The sequence below is a fragment of the Labrys methylaminiphilus subsp. lupini genome (assembly GCF_051161885.1).
Taxonomy (GTDB): domain Bacteria; phylum Pseudomonadota; class Alphaproteobacteria; order Rhizobiales; family Labraceae; genus Labrys.
Window position 1 is genome coordinate 4,900,038 of the sequence record NZ_JBMDIH010000001.1, and the last position, 15,413, is coordinate 4,915,450.

The window sequence follows — 15,413 nt, forward strand, 5'->3', positions numbered from 1 at the left end:
CCTGGAAGCACGAGCGTCTTCGTCCGCTACCGGGATCATTGAATCTTACGAATTTCGTAGGATGATGGCGGCAATGAACTCAAGCGGCAGGCGGGTCCCTTGTCGGCGCTTCCCCTTTCCCAGCGTATGCGCTCGCTCCAGCGTCGGCTGCGGCTCCTCGCCGGACTGGTGCTGCTCGTCTTCGTGACGATGCATCTCGTCAACGCTGCCCTCGGCCTGATGTCCATCGAGGCCATGGAACAGGCCAAGCCGTTTCTGCAACTGCCCTGGCGCACCATGCCGGGCCTGGTGCTGCTGTCGGCCGCGGCCCTGGTGCATGGCGTTCTCGGCCTCATGGCGATTGCCGGACGACGGAGCCTGGCTTTGTCGCGCACGGACTGGCTGCAGATCGTTCTGGGCCTGTTCGCCACCCCCCTTTTGATCAATCATATCCTGTTCGCGCAGGTGTTCAGCCTGATCGACGCCGGGTTCAAACCCGATTTCGGCCTGGTGCTGGCAGCCTATTGGCATTTCGCGCCCGCCAATGCGCTGCTGCAGGTGCTCGCCGTGGTGGTGGTCTGGGTGCATGGCGCGGTAGGGCTCTATACCTGGCTGGTGCTCAAGCCGATCTGGCGGCGCCTCGGCCTGATCCTGACGCCGCTGTTCTTCATCCTGCCCGTGGCCGCCCTGCTCGGCTTCGTACAGGGCGGCAAGGATGCGATGGCCAGGCTTGCTGCCGAGCCCGAATGGCAGGCAGCGATCGCCGCCAGTATGGCGCGTTTCGGTCATGCCGAGGCTGAGATCGGCGCCATCCGCAACACGACCCTGCTGGCCTATGTCGCCCTGGTGTTGCTGGCCTGCGGCGTGATGGTGAGGCGCGTGCTGGGGAATCGGCAGCAGGTGGTCAGCGTGCACTATGACGGAGATCTTCTCGGCCAGGGGCGGCCCGGCCTTTCCCTGCTCGAGATCAGCCTATCCAGCGGCATTCCCCATGCCCATGTCTGCGGCGGCCGGGGCCGGTGCGGAACCTGCCTGGTCGCCGTGGACGAGGGGACGGCCAATCTATCGCCGATCGGTGCCGACGAACGGGCGACGCTGGCGCGCATCAAGGCAGGCGCCGGCCAGCGCCTGGCCTGCCAGGCCCGATTGCTGGGCGAGTCCGTTTCGATCAGCCGCCTGCACCCGGCCTATGCCGATGTCACCGCGGCGCGCGATCCCGCCGGCTGGGCGGCAGCTTCGGCCGGCGGAGCCATATCGCAGACCTTGCCATCGCAGGCCGTGCCATGAGCAAACGCAGCATCGTCGCCTTCCTGGCATGCGCTTCGGCCGCCGGCCTGGCCCTGCAGCGGGCGCAGGCGGAAACCCTCGGCACTGCCGCGCTGATCCAGGACCAGACGGTCCAGCAGGGGCAGCTTTCGGCCTTCGTGGCCACTTTGCTGCAGGCCGCCAAGCATCGCCTCTCGGGCATCGCCAGCAGCCTGGCTCTGGCGCCCGGCGAGTTCGCGCGCCTTGTCTCGGAAGTCTCCACCGCGATGCCGACCGGCAACGGCATCGTCACGCTGACCTATGGCCTCATCCTGGTCATCGTCGGGGCGGGGGCCGAATGGCTCTATTGGACCTATGCCACGCCGGCGGTGATCGCGCTGGAGGCGGCCGCCCTCACGAGCCGCCGGGAGGCATTCAGTCTCGCCATGCGGCGCCTCGCCTTGCGTGCTTTCGGCCTGGTCCTGTTCGTGGTGGCCATCGTCGGCGCCGCCGCCTATTTCGACTGGCCGGCCGGCTTCGACGGCTTCGTGATCGCCTCGATCCTGCTCATCGTGTTCGTGCGCCTGGCCTGGCTCGTGGCTGACGTCATCGCCGCGCCCGGCCATCCGCAATTGCGGCTCGGGGACATCGATCCCGCCCATGCGCAGCGCTTCGTGGCCGGCTTTGTCGGCATGGCCTTCCTGCTCGCCCTCAGCCATCTCCTGCCCGAACTCCTGGAATATGTCGCTGGCGCGTCCCACGCGGCCTCGGCCGTCCGGGTGATATCAGCCACCCTGATCACGCTCATCGTGCTGGTCGCCGTTCTGACGGGGCTGAGACGGGGACGGGCCGCCGCCAGGGCGAGTGGCCGCCTGCCGCGCTTTCCCTATGGCTTCCTCGCGGCCGCGCTGATCCTCGGCATTTACGGCGTCTGGCTCGCGGCGGGCAGCCCACTCGCGACGCTGTTGGCGATCCTGGTCATCGTCGCGGCGGTGCAGGCGCGGCTGCGGCGCTGGGTGTTCTTCTACTGGCCCGAGGAGGTGACGCCCGACGGCAGCACGATCGGCGCCGGCCTCATCCCGAACATCGTGCTGTCCATGTCGCGTTATGTCGTGGTGCTGCTCGGCATCGGCGCCGCCCTCATCGCCCTGGATGCGCCGATGCGCAACATGGCGGGGGGCGACAGCCCGCTGATGCGCTTCGTGCTGCATCTGCTCGGTGTCGCCGGCCTGGCGCTCGTCATCAATGTCGGCTGGGTCGCCATCCGCGAATTGATCGACCGGCGCCTGCGCGCCATCGGGCCTTTCGATCCCCATGCGGAGCCCGGCCCCAATGCGCGCCTGCGCACCCTGCTGCCGCTGCTGCGCATGACCAGCGCTATTGTCCTGCTGGTGCTTCTGGTGCTCTCCGCCCTGTGGACCCTTGGCATCGAGATCACGCCGCTGCTGGCCGGAGCCGGCGTGCTCGGCCTCGCCGTCGGTTTCGGGGCCCAGGCGCTGGTGCGCGACATCATCGCCGGCATCTTCTACCTGGTCGAGGACGTCTTCCGCATCGGCGAATATATCGAGAGTGGCTCGAGCACCAAGGGCACGGTGGAGCGCATCACCTTGCGTACCGTGGCGCTGCGCCACCACAACGGCCCCTTGCATTTCGTGCCCTATGGCTCGCTCGGCACGGTGCGCAATAATTCCCGCGACTGGGTGATCGAGAAGTTCAACCTGCCATTGCCCGTGGCCGTGGATTCCGAACAGGTCCGCAAGATCATCAAGAAGGTGGGCGAGGGCATGCAGGCCGATCCCGATATCGGCCCGCTGATACGCGAGCCGCTGAAAGCCAAGCTCTATCGCATCGATCCCGGCATCAAGATCTTTCGTTGCAAGTTCCAGACCGCACCGGGCAAGCAGTTCGATGTTCGGGCCGAGGCCTTCAAGCGCATCGAGACCGCTCTCAAGGCCGCCGGTATCTCTTTCGCCGACGGCCTGCAGACGGTAGTAATCCCGGGATCACAAGCATTCCCGGGAACACAGGTGTTCCCGGGCGGGCAGCCGGCCGTCGCCTGAGGGTTCAGCTCTTCAGACTCCGCCTCTGCAGCATTTTGTTCAAAAGCGCTTTGCCCTCGTGATCCGGTAGACGGCGGCGGGCGGCAGGTTCCAGAAGGCGCCGCCGATGCGCTCGGCCTGCAGGCCGAGCTCTGCGAGGACGGCGCGGGGAACGGGGCAGCGCGGCCCATAGGTGAACTGGTAGAAGGCTCCGTCCGGACGCAGATAATGGAAGGCGCCTGATACGATGTCCGCCACCTTGTCCGGCGGCATCGAAAGCAGCGGCAGGCCGCTGACCACGGCGCCGACGGGGCTGCCCAGGAACAGCGCATGCTGGGCGAGATGAGCGGCGTCCATCGATACGATTCGAGCCCGCGGAAAGCGGTTTCCCAGCATGCGGGCGAAATCGGCGCCGAACTCGATCAGCGTCAGGTCGCTTTCGGCGACGCCGCGCGCCAGCAAGGCGCGGGTGAACACGCCGGTGCCGGGCCCGAGTTCCAGCACGGGACCGTGTGCCGGTGAGATCTCGCGGGTCATCACTCGGGCTAGCGCGTCGCTGGAGGGGGCTACGGCGGCCACGCGCAGCGGGTTCGTCACCCAGGCGCGGAAGAAACGGGAGAAATCGGCACAGGACGTGTCCGGATCGGTCAAACGAAGCTCGGCTGATGGTTCGGCCATGTCACACCTGTCAGTTCTTCGGAAATGGTCCAGAGGCGGGCTGCTAGGGTCGGGTCGCGGGCCTTGTCGCCGATCCTGGCGTCCCCGACCGGCCCCTTGAGTTCGAACATGTTCTGTGGGCCGTAATAGCCTGATGGCCTGGCCTCGGGCGATGTCGCCGCGAACAGCGTCGGCAGCGCGCCTTCGGCGGCAGTTTGGGACATCAGCGGTTGCATCAGCCGGGTCAGCCACGCCATTGGATGGGGCCTGTTACGGCCGAGGCGCGGACCGCTGCTCTGCAGATCCGTGACGGCATAGCCGGGGTGGGCGGCATTGCTGATCAGGCCCCAGCCGAAGGCGTCGCTACGCCGCTGCAACTCGAAGGCGAAGAGGATCATGGCGAGCTTGGACTGGGCGTAGGCCCGCCAGGGTTTGTAGCTTGTACGCCATTGCAGATCGTCGAAATGGATATCCGCCAGCAGTCGGTGTGCCCCACTGCTGAGATTGACGATGCGAGGGGCCCTGCCCCGGCGCAGCAGGGGCAACAGCCGGCCCGTAAGAGCGAAATGGCTGAGATAATTGGTACCGAATTGCAGCTCGAAACCATTCCGGGTTTCGTGCCGGACGGGTGGTGTCATCACGCCGGCATTGTTGACGAGGAGATCCAGCCCCTCCTGCTCATCGTCCAGGCGATCGGCAAAGGCGGCAACCGCACCGAGATCCGCGAGGTCGAGGTCGGCGTAACGGATGATGGCGGTGGGGCATCGAGCGCGGATACGCGCGAGCGCCTGCTGCCCCTTGGCCGGATTGCGGCCGGTCAGCAGGACCTCGGCGCCCGCCTGCGCCAAGGCCAGGGCCGTCTCGTAGCCGAGGCCGCCGGTCGCGCCGGTAATCAGCACACGCCGGCCCCGCTGGGGCGGCACGTCGCGCGTGGTCCAAGACCCGTTGGTTGTGCTCATGATTGTCAAGCCCTCAGCAAAGCTGGGAATTGGGCGCGGGCGAAACCGGTCGGCGCGCCGAGGCGGCCCATTCGGCTGCCGTGCTCCGCCGGCCGGTTTCGGGCTGGCGGAAGGCCTGAAACGCTCCGCCACCGAGCATGAGGCGGCGCGGCGACTCCTGGCGACCGGAAAGCTCCACCACCAGCCAGGCAATCTCGTCGGGGGCGTCCGGCTGCAAGGCGGTAACCTTGATACCGAAGGGCCCGACGTCTCGGGCCAGAGCCGCGGTAAAGCCGGGTGTGGCGACGCGTCCGCCGAGGGAGGAGATATTGATGATATGGCCGGCCCGCTGGTTGCGCATCACCGGCAGGGCGGCCCGGATCAGATTGACCGTGCCGAGGAAATTGGTCTCGCTTCGGGCAGCGAGACCCTCGTCGCCGGCCTGCGCGAGGGGCGTCGGATGAGCGTAGCCGGCCGTGTTGACCAGCACGTCGAGGCCGCCATAGGCAGCTTCAGCGACCATGACGGCGCGATGGGCATGGGCCGGATTGGTGACGTCGAGCGCTGGATTGAGCAACCTGTCGCCATAACGTTCCCTGAGATCGGCAAGGCGCTCCGGATCGCGCGCCGTCGCCACCACCTTATTGCCTGCGGCCAGCGCCGCTTCGAGGATCGAACGCCCCAGCCCGCGGCCGGCACCCGTGATCAGCCAGATCTTAGACATGGTTCACTTCCCGTTTCGGTGAATAAAGAGTGTGTGCTCACTCATTTAACGTGTAAAAGAGTTCTATGAGTAAGGTCGCCTTAGCTGCCCAGGCCGCCCCAGAAGATCTGGAAGCCGGCCTGCTTGTAGGCTTCCCGCCCATCCGGATCCCGCGCGGTGAATTCCAGGGTCGTCTCTGCGAGCGCCTCAAACGCGGCGCTCAGGAAAGCCATCGGCTGATCCCGGAGCGGGCCCAGCGCGTGGGCCTGTTCGAAAGCAGCGCTGACGTCACGAAAGGCTGCGTGGCCTGCCTGCCTGCTGGCCGGTGTGATGCGCTCGGATACGCCGAGTTGGCGCATGGCCTTGCGTTTCACCGGATATTTCGCGCCCCAGTCGATCCAGTGGCTCCAGATGTGCCAGGCACGCTCCCTTATGCTGGCATCGGGGGCGAAGCCCTGCATGATGGACCCGCCGAGTTCGGTCTTGAGGGTGAGATAGAGCTGGTTGAGCAACTCGTCCTTATTGGCGAAATATTTGAACAGCGTGCCCTCGGCGATCTCCGCGCCCTGGGCGATCTTCGCCGTCGGTGCACCGATCCCCATGGCCGCCACCAGCCTGGTGGCGGATACCAGGATCGCCTGGCGCTTTGCTTCGCTGAGAGGACGGGCCACGGTTCGGTTTCATTTGAGTGAGTACATACTCATTTATAGAGATCCGAACGGATTCCGTCAAGATCGAAGATGCCGAGCGTTGGCTTGCAGTCTCGATAGGGGCGGACCACAATGCCGCCGCCAAGGGGCAACGCTGTCGGAGCGAAGAAGATTCGGCCGCTTCAATCGGGGTCACACCGGGATTTGCGGACCGTATCAGGCCTGGAACCGCGATAGGATGGCGGTGTCCGGACCGGGAGGGGATTGGATGCCAGTCGAGGTTTGCCTGAGGCGCATGCGTCCTATCGGGCGAGGTGGCTAGTGGACATTCCGCGCCTGCCCGCCTTGCGATCCTACCATTCCTGGATCGCCAACGAGACCCTGGAGGACTATTCGCTGCGCTATGCGGCCAGGTCCTTCCGGCGCTGGTCCCCTTTTGTCATCGCCAATACGGCGCTTGGCGGCATCTCCTTCCTGGCCCTGGAGGCGATCGGCGGCACCATCACGCTCAGCTATGGTTTCGCCAACGCCTTTCCGGCCATCCTGGTCACCTGCCTGTTCGTGTTCGTGACCAGCCTGCCGATCGCCTATTATTCGAGCCGCTACAACATCGACATGGACCTGCTCACCCGTGGGGCTGGCTTCGGCTATATCGGCTCGACCATCACCTCGCTGATCTACGCCACCTTCACCTTCATCTTCTTCGCCCTCGAAGGGGCGATCATGGCACAGGCGCTGAAGCTCTTCGCCAATGTGCCGCTGGTGCTGGGCTACATCATCTCCTCGCTGGTGATCATCCCGATCACCTTCATGGGCGTTACCATGATCTCGAAGCTGCAGATGATCACCCAGCCCGTCTGGATCGTCCTGCACCTGCTTCCCTTCGTCTATATCGCCATCGGCCATCCCGGCACGCTCGGCGAATGGGTCGCCTTCGCTGGCAGCGCGGCAGGCGGCGGGGGCTTCAACCTCCTCGCCTTCGGTTCTGCCATCGGCGTGCTTGGTGCCTTGTCGATCCAGATCGGCGAGCAGGTCGACTTCCTGCGCTTCCTGCCGGACAAGACGGAAGAAAATCGCTGGCGTTGGTGGACGGCGGTGATCGCGGCGGGGCCGGGCTGGATCGTGGTCGGCGGCTTCAAGATCCTGTGCGGCAGCTTCCTGGCCGTGCTGGTGGTCAGCTCGGGCCTGTCGCAGGCGACCGCGCTCGAGCCCGTTCACATGTATATCAAGGCCTATGAGTATGTGAGCGCCGATAGCGCCGTGGTGCTGGCGGTCGCCGTGGTGTTCGTGCTGATCTCGCAGGTCAAGATCAACGTCACCAATGCCTATGCCGGCTCGCTCGCCTGGTCGAACTTCTTTTCGCGAGTCACCCACTACCATCCCGGACGGGTGGTCTGGCTGGTCTTCAACATCCTGATCTCGCTCCTGCTGATGCTGCTCGGCATCTTCCAGACCCTGGCGCTGGTGCTGGCCGTCTATTCCATCATCGCCTCGGCCTGGATCGGCTCGATCTTCGCGGACCTCGCCATCCTCAAGCCGCTCAAGGTCAGCCCGCCCTTCACCGAGTTCAAACGGGCCTATCTCCACAATTTCAACCCGGTCGGCTGCGGCTCGATGGCGCTCGCCTCCATCGTCGCCGTGCTCTGCTTTGTCGGCAGCTTCGGAACATTGGCGGAAGCCTATGCGGCGCCGATCGCCTTCTTCACCGCCCTTACCAGCGCAGTACTCATCGGTGTGGCGACTGGGGGGCGTTATTATCTCGCACGTCCGCGGGAAGAAGTGGCTGCTCGCCGGCAGGCTATCGTCAAATGCGAGATCTGCGGGCTCGACTATGAGCGCCCGGACATGGTGCATTGCACCTTCTACGATCGGCCGATCTGCTCGCTGTGCTGCAGCCTGGATTCGCATTGCCATGATGTCTGCAAATCGCCCGGCGGCGTGTTGGAGGATTCGCGCTCGCGCTATTTCGGGCGCACGCTGATCGGCAAGATCGCCCCGCATATGGGCCAGCGCCTGCTCAAGGTCGGGGGAGTGGGGTTCGCGTTGACCATCGTTACCGCAGCCGTGTTCCTGCTCACCTATCGCCTGATCGAACCCGGCGCCGAGGAGCCGCATCTCGACAGCGGCGCCCTGCTGCTCCGGGTCTTCCTGGCTCTCCTCCCCCTGCTTGGCATCGGCGCCTGGTGGATCGTGCTCTCGCACGAAAGCCGCGAGCTTGCCGAGCGTGACCTGGTCGCTTCGCTGGAGCGCCTGCACCAGGCTCAACAGGAGCTGGCGAGCAATGAGCGCCTGGCCGCGATCGGCCAGATGACGGCCACGGTGAGCCATGAATTGCGCAACCCGCTCGGTACGCTGGTGACCTCGGCGGATGTGCTCAGGCGTTCGCTGCGCGACGCCGGCGAGCCGGTAATGGGCGAACTGCAACGCCTGCAGCGCAATGCCTGGCGTTGCGTGCGCATCATCGAGGACCTGCTCGATTTCTCGCGTAAGCGGCCGCTGGTGCTCGCGCCCGTCGCCATCGATGCCTGGGTCCGCCAGCAGGCCGGCGAGCAGGATGCGGCCACCCGCGCTCTGATCACCCTCGATCTCGAGGCCGATTGCGCCGTGCCGGCGGATGCCGAGCGGCTGCGCCAGGCTTTTTCCAATGTGCTCGTCAATGCGGTGCAGGCCTGCGAGGGCAAGGTGCAGGACGAGGGCGCCATCACCATCGCCACGCGCCGGGAAGGGGATCGGGTGGTGCTTGGTATTGCCGACAAGGGCAGCGGCATGTCCCCGGAGGTGGCTGTTCGTATCTTCGAGCCCTTGTTCAGCACCAAGGCCTTCGGCGTCGGGCTCGGCATGCCGCTGGTCAAGCGTATCCTCGAACAGCATGGCGGCGAAGTCAGGGTCGAGAGCGAGGCCGGCGAGGGCACGCTGATATCGCTGGTCCTGCCCTGCATTCCGGCGACCCGGCCATGAAGGACGAGGACAGTGAACTGCCCGCCGACATCATCGGCGCGTCGGGGGCTTCCTCCGGTGGCGAAGAGGCGGATACGCGCTGCGTGCTGATCGTCGACGACGATGTCGATTTCGCTTCCAGCCTTGCTGGCCTGCTGAGCCTGGAAGGCTATCATACCCCGATCGCGCATGATCCGGCGGCGGCCCTGGACATGCTTGCTCGCGAACGTATCGCCGTGGCGCTGGTCGACGTCCGCCTCGGCATCGGCGATGGAGTCGATCTCGTCCGCGCGCTGCGCCAGCGCAATCCCGATCTCGTCTGCGTGATGGTCACGGCCTATGCCTCGATCGAGACGGCGGTGGAGGCTCTCAAGGCGGGCGCCTATGACTACCTCTCCAAGCCCTTCTACACCGAGGAATTGCTGGCGTTGCTCGATCGCTGCTTCGAACGCATCCGCCTGGTGGAGGAGAAGAGCCGGATTGCCGAACGTCTACGCCAGACCCAGCGCCTGGAGGCGATGGGGCAGCTCGCCAGCGGCATCGCCCACGACTTCAATAACATCCTGGCCGTGCTCTATTCCAATCTGCGCTGGCTGCAGGAGCGGCTCGATAGCCAGCCGGAGCTGCACGAACTCGTTGCCGATGCCCTGGATGCCGCGCGGTCCGGCTCGGAGCTGGCGTCGCGCCTGCTGAGCTTCGGGGCGAGGCGCATCGAGGAAACGGCGGTCGTCGCTCTCGGCACGGAATTGCCGCCCTTGATGCGCGTCCTCAATCGCACGCTGGGCGACAAGGTGGCTGTTGTCCTCGAGGTCGCGCCGGATCTCCATCCGGTCGAGATCCCCACCGGCCAGCTCGAATCGAGCCTGCTCAATCTTGCCCTCAATGCCCGCGATGCCATGCCCGAAGGCGGACGCCTTACCTTTGCAGCCAGTAATATCCTGGTGGCGGCCGAAGACGCGCGCGTGGCCTCTGGCCTGCTGCCGGGTGCCTATGTTCTGCTGTCGGTGACCGATACCGGCCAGGGCATGCCGCTGGCGGTCCGGCGCCGGGCCCTCGAACCTTTGTTCAGCACCAAGCCATCCGGGGAAGGCAACGGCCTAGGCCTTGCGATGGTCGATGCCTTCGTGCGCCAGGCCGGCGGGCGCCTCGGCATCGTCAGCACGCCGGGCGAGGGCACCACGATCAACCTCTATCTGCCGCAGGCGCGGCTGGCAGGCGGGGGATGAGGGGTGCTCACGCGCCTACTCCCGCGCTTCGGCTGCGAACATGTAGCCGACGCCGCGGATGGTCTTGATGTATTGGGCGTCGCGCACATCGTCGCGCAGCTTGCGGCGAATCTTGCCGATCAGCACGTCGATGCTGCGGTCATAGGGCGTCCAGTTGCGATTGGCGACGATGTCGAGGATCTGGTCGCGCGAGAGGATACGCCCGCGCCGCTCGACCAGGGCGGACAGGATCTGGAATTCCTGGCTGGTCAGGCGCACGCGTTCGCCCTGCGGCGAGCAGAGTTCGTAGCGCGAGGGATCGAGCTGCCACCCGGCGAAGCGGATGGCGGGGGAGGCGCTGTGCTCCACCGTTTCGGGCAGGTTTATGCGCCGGGTGAAGCGGCGCAGCACGGTGCGGATGCGGGCCAGCAATTCGCGCGGCTCGAAGGGCTTGGTGATGTAGTCGTCGGCGCCCAGTTCCAGGCAGACCACCTTGTCGATGGTGCTGCTCTTGCCGGAGAGCATGATCACCGGCAGGTCGTATTGGCTGCGCAGCGTGCGCGCCAGGCTCAACCCGTCTTCCCCGGCGGGGAAGGTGAGGTCGAGAATCACCAGGTCGAAGCTTTCGTCCGCCATGGCGCGGCGCATGGCCCGCCCCTCATTGGCGCTGGCGGTGGCATAGCCCTCGCTCGACAGGAATTTCTCCAGAAAGCGGCACAGCCGATGATCGTCATCGACCACGAGGATGCGAGGCTTGGCGTCGGCGGCTGGCATGGCGGCAGGATAGTCGCAATGCCGCCTGTGGTCGAGACGGGCAGCGGGACATGGCGGTAGCGTATAGGGCCCTGGCCGGGGTTCTTGTGCCAATTCCGCTGAAAAACCGGGGGGTATGGCCAAGGGACGGTCAATTCGGCGCTTACCTCCGTCTTTCCCGGTTACAAAAAATTACACAAACCGTGGTCGGACGATTCATGGTGGTTACAGGGCGCTCCTAGGCTCCCCCTGCACGAACGGCCCGGCTGCTCCCTTGTGGCGCGGGCACAGAACATCGTGACGGTTCGGCCCGGAGTACCCCGCAGGCCGGCCCCAGGAGGAGGAACCGATGCCCAAGACCGCATTCTCCGTCGATCTGAAAAAGGCTCCCGAGGACCAGGCGATCAAGACCCATAATCGCTGGCATCCCGACATCCCGATGGTCGAGACCTTCAAGCCCGGCGCCGTTTTCCGCGTCGAATGCTATGACTGGACCGGCGGCCAGATCGGCAACAACAACAGCGCCAACGACATCCGGGACGTCGACCTCACCCGCGTGCACTATCTCTCCGGCCCTTTCGGTGTGGAAGGCGCTGAGCCCGGCGACCTTCTGGTCGTCGACATTCTCGACATCGGCGCCCTGCCCGATTCGGAATGGGGCTTCAACGGCCTGTTTGCCAAGGAGAATGGCGGCGGCTTCCTCACCGAGCATTATCCCCATGCCTCCAAGTCCATCTGGGACTTCCAGGGCATCTACACCACCTCGCGCCATATCCCCGGCGTGCGCTATCCCGGCCTCATCCATCCCGGCCTGATCGGCTGCCTGCCCGATCATAAGCTGCTGGCCGAGGCCAACCGGCGCGAGGCGGAACTGGTGGCGACCGATCCCGAGCGTGTGCCGCCGCTCGCGGCCCTGCCCTATGGCGACACGGCCCTGATGGGCCAGATGTCGGGGGATGCCGCCCGCAAGGCCGCGGCGGAAGCCTGGCGCACCGTGCCGCCGCGCGAGCATGGCGGCAATTGCGACATCAAGAATTTGTCGCGCGGCTCCAAGGTCTATTTCCCCGTTTATGTGAAGGGCGGCGGCCTTTCGATGGGGGACATCCACTTCTCCCAGGGCGATGGCGAAATCACCTTCTGCGGCGCCATCGAGATGGCCGGCTGGATCGATATCAGCGTCGATGTGATCAAGGGCGGCATGGCCAAATACGCCATCACCAACCCGATCTTCAAGCCGAGCCCGATCGACCCGCATTTCGACGATTATCTCATCTTCGAGGGCATCTCGGTCGACGAGCATACGGGCGAGCAATATTACCTCGACGCCCATGTCGCCTATCGGCGTGCCTGCCTCAACGCCATCGAATATCTCAAGAAATTCGGCTATTCGGGCGAGCAGGCCTACATGATCCTGGGCACAGCGCCGGTGGAGGGGCGCATCGCCGGCATCGTCGACATTCCCAATGTCTGCGCCACGCTGGCCATTCCAACCGCCATCTTCGACTTCGACATCAATCCGAACGCCTCGGGACCGACCAAGAAGGTGTCGGGCCCAGACGTCGCCAAGACGAGCTGATCACCCCCTCGCACACATCATGAAACCCGCGCTTCGACCGGAGTGCATCTCCGGTCGACGCGTTGCGTGTGGAGGAAAGGCCATCATGCTGCTTGGATTTGCATTGCTCTATGTCGGAGCCGTCCTGTTCCTGAATGGGCTGTGGCTGCTTGGGAAGATCGACGACAAGGAGATCGTCGTCATCAACGTGGTCTCCGGATTCGTCACTTTGTGCGTCGCCCTGTCTTCGGCCTTCGGCGCTCAGGCTGATGCCGCTTCGATCAAGGCTGCTGCCCTGACGCTGTTGTTCACCACCACCTATCTGTGGGTCGCCTATAACCGGGTGGTGACGGTCGATGGGCGGGGGCTGGGCTGGTTCAGCCTGTTCGTGGCTGTAACCGTGGTGCCCATCGCCTTTCAGGGGCTGACCTCGGCCCAGAGCTTCACCGATACTTGGCTCGGCCTGAATTGGGCGATCTGGGCCGTGCTCTGGTTCATGTATTTCCTGCTGCTGGCGCTCAAGCGCCCGATCCTCAGGGTGACGGGGCTGGCGACCGTGGCCTCCGGCATCGTTACCGGCTGGATCCCCGGGCTGCTGCTGCTGGAAGGCAAGCTGTGAACCTGCCGCGGGGTACGCCCCGCGGCATCTTCTGTTTTGGTGCCAAAAGCGTCTTGTCCTGGGAGACAACCATGCCGCTCTACAATTATGTCTGCGACGATTGCGGGCCCTTCGACGAATGGGTGGCGATGGCGGACGCAACCAAGGCCTGCGCCTGCCCGGGCTGCAGCGAACTCAGCGAACGGGACGTCGCGTCCCCGCAGCTCAGCCTGATGAACGGCAAGCTGCGCCGTGCCCTCGCCCGTTCCGAAAAGAGCGGCACCGAGCCGAAGGTGGTGAAGAAGGCCCACCTTGCCGGCTGCGGCTGCGGAATCTGTAAGGTCGGCAAGAAAGGCCCTTCGACTCGCCACAAATGGATGATCGGGCATTGATTCCCGGGAGTGTGAAATTGGTGTGCCGATCTCTAGATCGGCATCTTCTCTACCGACAAACGCAACGTTTCCAAGAATGCCGGTCTGGAGATCGGCACACCGCATGTCGAGCGTTCTAGCAGACAAGTCAGAACCCGGAGCCGAGAAGTCCGCGCTCCCATCACGCCTTGACCACCTTCGCCATGTCCGCGCCGGCCTTGGCGCAGGCGTTGCGGGTGTCGACCACCAGCCGCGCGGCGCTGGCGACCAGGCCGTAGTCGACGCCGTCATGGTCGGTGGCGATCAGCACGGCATCATAGCCAGCGAGCGTCTCGGCCGTCAGCACCACCGAGCGGCGCCCGGTGAGGGCGGCATGCTCGCGCGTTTTCGGAATCACCTGCGCATGGGGATCGTGGAAATCGGTCGTGGCACCACGCTCCTCCAGGATCTCGATTAGCTTGAACGAGGCGCTCTCTCGGGTGTCGTCGACATTCTTCTTGTAGGCGATGCCGATCAGCAGGATGCGGGCGCCGTTGAGGCCGCGTCTGAAGCGCTTGTCGAGGGCTTCCGCCAGGCGGTCGACGACATGGCGGGGCATGGCCGTGTTGATCTGGCCGGCGAGCTCGATGAAACGCGTGGCAATATCGAACTCCCGCGCCTTCCAGGTCAGATAGAAGGGGTCGATCGGGATGCAGTGCCCTCCGAGCCCCGGGCCGGGATAGAAGGGCATGTAGCCGAAGGGCTTGGTCTTGGCGGCCTCGATGATCTCCCAGACGTCGAGGCCCATGGCGTCGTAGATCACCTTCAATTCGTTGACGAGGGCGATGTTCACCGAGCGGAAGATGTTCTCGGTGAGCTTGACCGCCTCCGCCGCCGCCGGCGAGGAGACCGGCACGGTGGCGCTCACGAAGGCATCGTAGAGGGCCTTGGCCAAGGCGAGCGCATCGACGCCGTCGCCGCCGACGACCTTGGGAATGTTCTGGGTGCCATAAACGGGATTGCCCGGATCCTCGCGCTCGGGCGAAAAGGCGAGGAAGAAGTCCTGGCCGGAGACCAGGCCATCAGCCTCCAGCACGGGCTTCATCAATTCCTCGGTGGTGCCGGGCCAGGTCGAGGATTCCAGGATGACGAGCTGGCCGCGCCGGAGCTTCTGCGCGATCGAAGCAGTCGAGTTGGCGACATAGGACATGTCGGGCTCGCGCTGGCGTGTCAGCGGCGTCGGCACGCAGATCAGGATGGCATCCGGCTCGTCGAGCCTGTCGAAATCGGCGGTGGCCTCGAAAAGGCCCTTGGCGATGGCCTCGCGGATCGGCTCGTTGGAGATGTGCTTGATCAGCCCATCGCCCTCGTTGAGGGCGGCCACACGCCTCAAGTCGATATCGAAACCCAGCACCTTGAAGCCGGCGCCGGCAATGGCGATGGCGAGCGGCAGGCCGACATAGCCCAGGCCAATGATACCGATCACGGCCTGTCTTGCTTGGATGCGGGCGAGGAGGGCGGCGGCGAGGGGGGACTGCATGTCCTGCATATCAGCCAGGGCGGGACGGAAGGCAAGCGGGCAATCGGAGCCCGGTCTTCAGAGCCTGACAGAAGACTCACGGAAACCTCAACCTTTGTCATCACCGGGACGACGCACGGGCATGACAAAATCGAATTTTTCTCGGCTTGCCACGATTTTTGAGGCAAGTTCTTCGGAGCCGAACCCTCCGGGCGTGCGGTGTTTTCAGGTCGCTCCGAGGGCTGCCCCTCTTCGCCGCCAAGCTGCTTGCCAAGCGGGAAAGCC

Annotated in this window: 13 protein-coding genes; 7 read left to right on the forward strand and 6 right to left on the reverse strand. The window is 65.0% G+C overall.

Features of this window, described 5'->3' with window-relative positions; all coding sequences use genetic code 11:
• Nucleotides 1-99: 99 nt before the first annotated feature.
• On the forward strand, nt 100-1,266 hold the full coding sequence (locus tag ACN6KF_RS23035; protein ID WP_434959085.1) for a 2Fe-2S iron-sulfur cluster-binding protein: 1,167 nt from the start codon (nt 100-102) through the stop codon (nt 1,264-1,266).
• Nucleotides 1,263-3,284, forward strand: coding sequence for a mechanosensitive ion channel domain-containing protein (locus tag ACN6KF_RS23040; RefSeq protein WP_434959086.1), 2,022 nt, complete (start codon nt 1,263-1,265; stop codon nt 3,282-3,284). The genes ACN6KF_RS23035 and ACN6KF_RS23040 overlap by 4 nt, the downstream gene beginning before the upstream one ends.
• A gap of 39 nt (nt 3,285-3,323) precedes the next feature.
• Here the strand turns inward: ACN6KF_RS23040 and ACN6KF_RS23045 are convergent, their stop codons facing one another.
• The 4 genes from ACN6KF_RS23045 to ACN6KF_RS23060 form a co-directional block, all read right to left on the reverse strand.
• On the reverse strand, nt 3,324-3,941 hold the full coding sequence (locus ACN6KF_RS23045; RefSeq protein ID WP_434959087.1) for a class I SAM-dependent methyltransferase: 618 nt from the start codon (nt 3,939-3,941) through the stop codon (nt 3,324-3,326).
• Entirely contained in the window at nt 3,911-4,879 is a 969-nt protein-coding gene (locus ACN6KF_RS23050) for an SDR family oxidoreductase (protein WP_434959088.1), read from the reverse strand. The genes ACN6KF_RS23045 and ACN6KF_RS23050 overlap by 31 nt, the downstream gene beginning before the upstream one ends.
• 13 nt (nt 4,880-4,892) lie before the next feature.
• Nucleotides 4,893-5,582, reverse strand: a complete 690-nt coding sequence (locus tag ACN6KF_RS23055) for an SDR family NAD(P)-dependent oxidoreductase (RefSeq protein ID WP_434959089.1) — start codon at nt 5,580-5,582, stop codon at nt 4,893-4,895.
• 80 nt (nt 5,583-5,662) lie between these two features.
• Nucleotides 5,663-6,232: a TetR/AcrR family transcriptional regulator gene (locus tag ACN6KF_RS23060; RefSeq protein ID WP_434959090.1), complete on the reverse strand. Its 570-nt coding sequence runs from the start codon at nt 6,230-6,232 to the stop codon at nt 5,663-5,665.
• Between the two features lie 300 nt (nt 6,233-6,532).
• Here ACN6KF_RS23060 and ACN6KF_RS23065 point away from each other — a divergent pair, with 300 nt between their 5' ends.
• Both ACN6KF_RS23065 and ACN6KF_RS23070 read left to right on the forward strand, forming a co-directional pair.
• Entirely contained in the window at nt 6,533-9,169 is a 2,637-nt protein-coding gene (locus ACN6KF_RS23065; RefSeq protein WP_434959091.1) for an ATP-binding protein, read from the forward strand.
• Nucleotides 9,166-10,374: a response regulator gene (locus ACN6KF_RS23070; RefSeq protein ID WP_434959092.1), complete on the forward strand. Its 1,209-nt coding sequence runs from the start codon at nt 9,166-9,168 to the stop codon at nt 10,372-10,374. Before ACN6KF_RS23065 ends, ACN6KF_RS23070 begins: the two co-directional genes overlap by 4 nt.
• Nucleotides 10,375-10,389: 15 nt before the next feature.
• Here the strand turns inward: ACN6KF_RS23070 and ACN6KF_RS23075 are convergent, their stop codons facing one another.
• Nucleotides 10,390-11,127, reverse strand: a complete 738-nt coding sequence (locus ACN6KF_RS23075) for a response regulator (RefSeq protein ID WP_434959093.1) — start codon at nt 11,125-11,127, stop codon at nt 10,390-10,392.
• Between the two features lie 328 nt (nt 11,128-11,455).
• Here ACN6KF_RS23075 and fmdA point away from each other — a divergent pair, with 328 nt between their 5' ends.
• From fmdA to ACN6KF_RS23090, 3 genes are all read left to right on the forward strand, one after another.
• Nucleotides 11,456-12,682, forward strand: a complete 1,227-nt coding sequence (gene fmdA / locus ACN6KF_RS23080) for a formamidase (protein WP_434959094.1) — start codon at nt 11,456-11,458, stop codon at nt 12,680-12,682.
• 85 nt (nt 12,683-12,767) lie between these two features.
• The gene (locus tag ACN6KF_RS23085) at nt 12,768-13,280 is read left to right on the forward strand and encodes an AmiS/UreI family transporter (protein ID WP_434959095.1); all 513 of its coding nucleotides are present in this window, start codon (nt 12,768-12,770) and stop codon (nt 13,278-13,280) included.
• Between the two features lie 71 nt (nt 13,281-13,351).
• On the forward strand, nt 13,352-13,651 hold the full coding sequence (locus ACN6KF_RS23090) for an FmdB family zinc ribbon protein (protein WP_434959096.1): 300 nt from the start codon (nt 13,352-13,354) through the stop codon (nt 13,649-13,651).
• Nucleotides 13,652-13,811: 160 nt separating this feature from the next.
• Here the strand turns inward: ACN6KF_RS23090 and ACN6KF_RS23095 are convergent, their stop codons facing one another.
• Nucleotides 13,812-15,158 (reverse strand): nucleotide sugar dehydrogenase, encoded by a 1,347-nt coding sequence (locus ACN6KF_RS23095; protein WP_434959097.1) that lies wholly within the window; start codon nt 15,156-15,158, stop codon nt 13,812-13,814.
• Between the last annotated feature and the right edge of the window lie 255 nt (nt 15,159-15,413).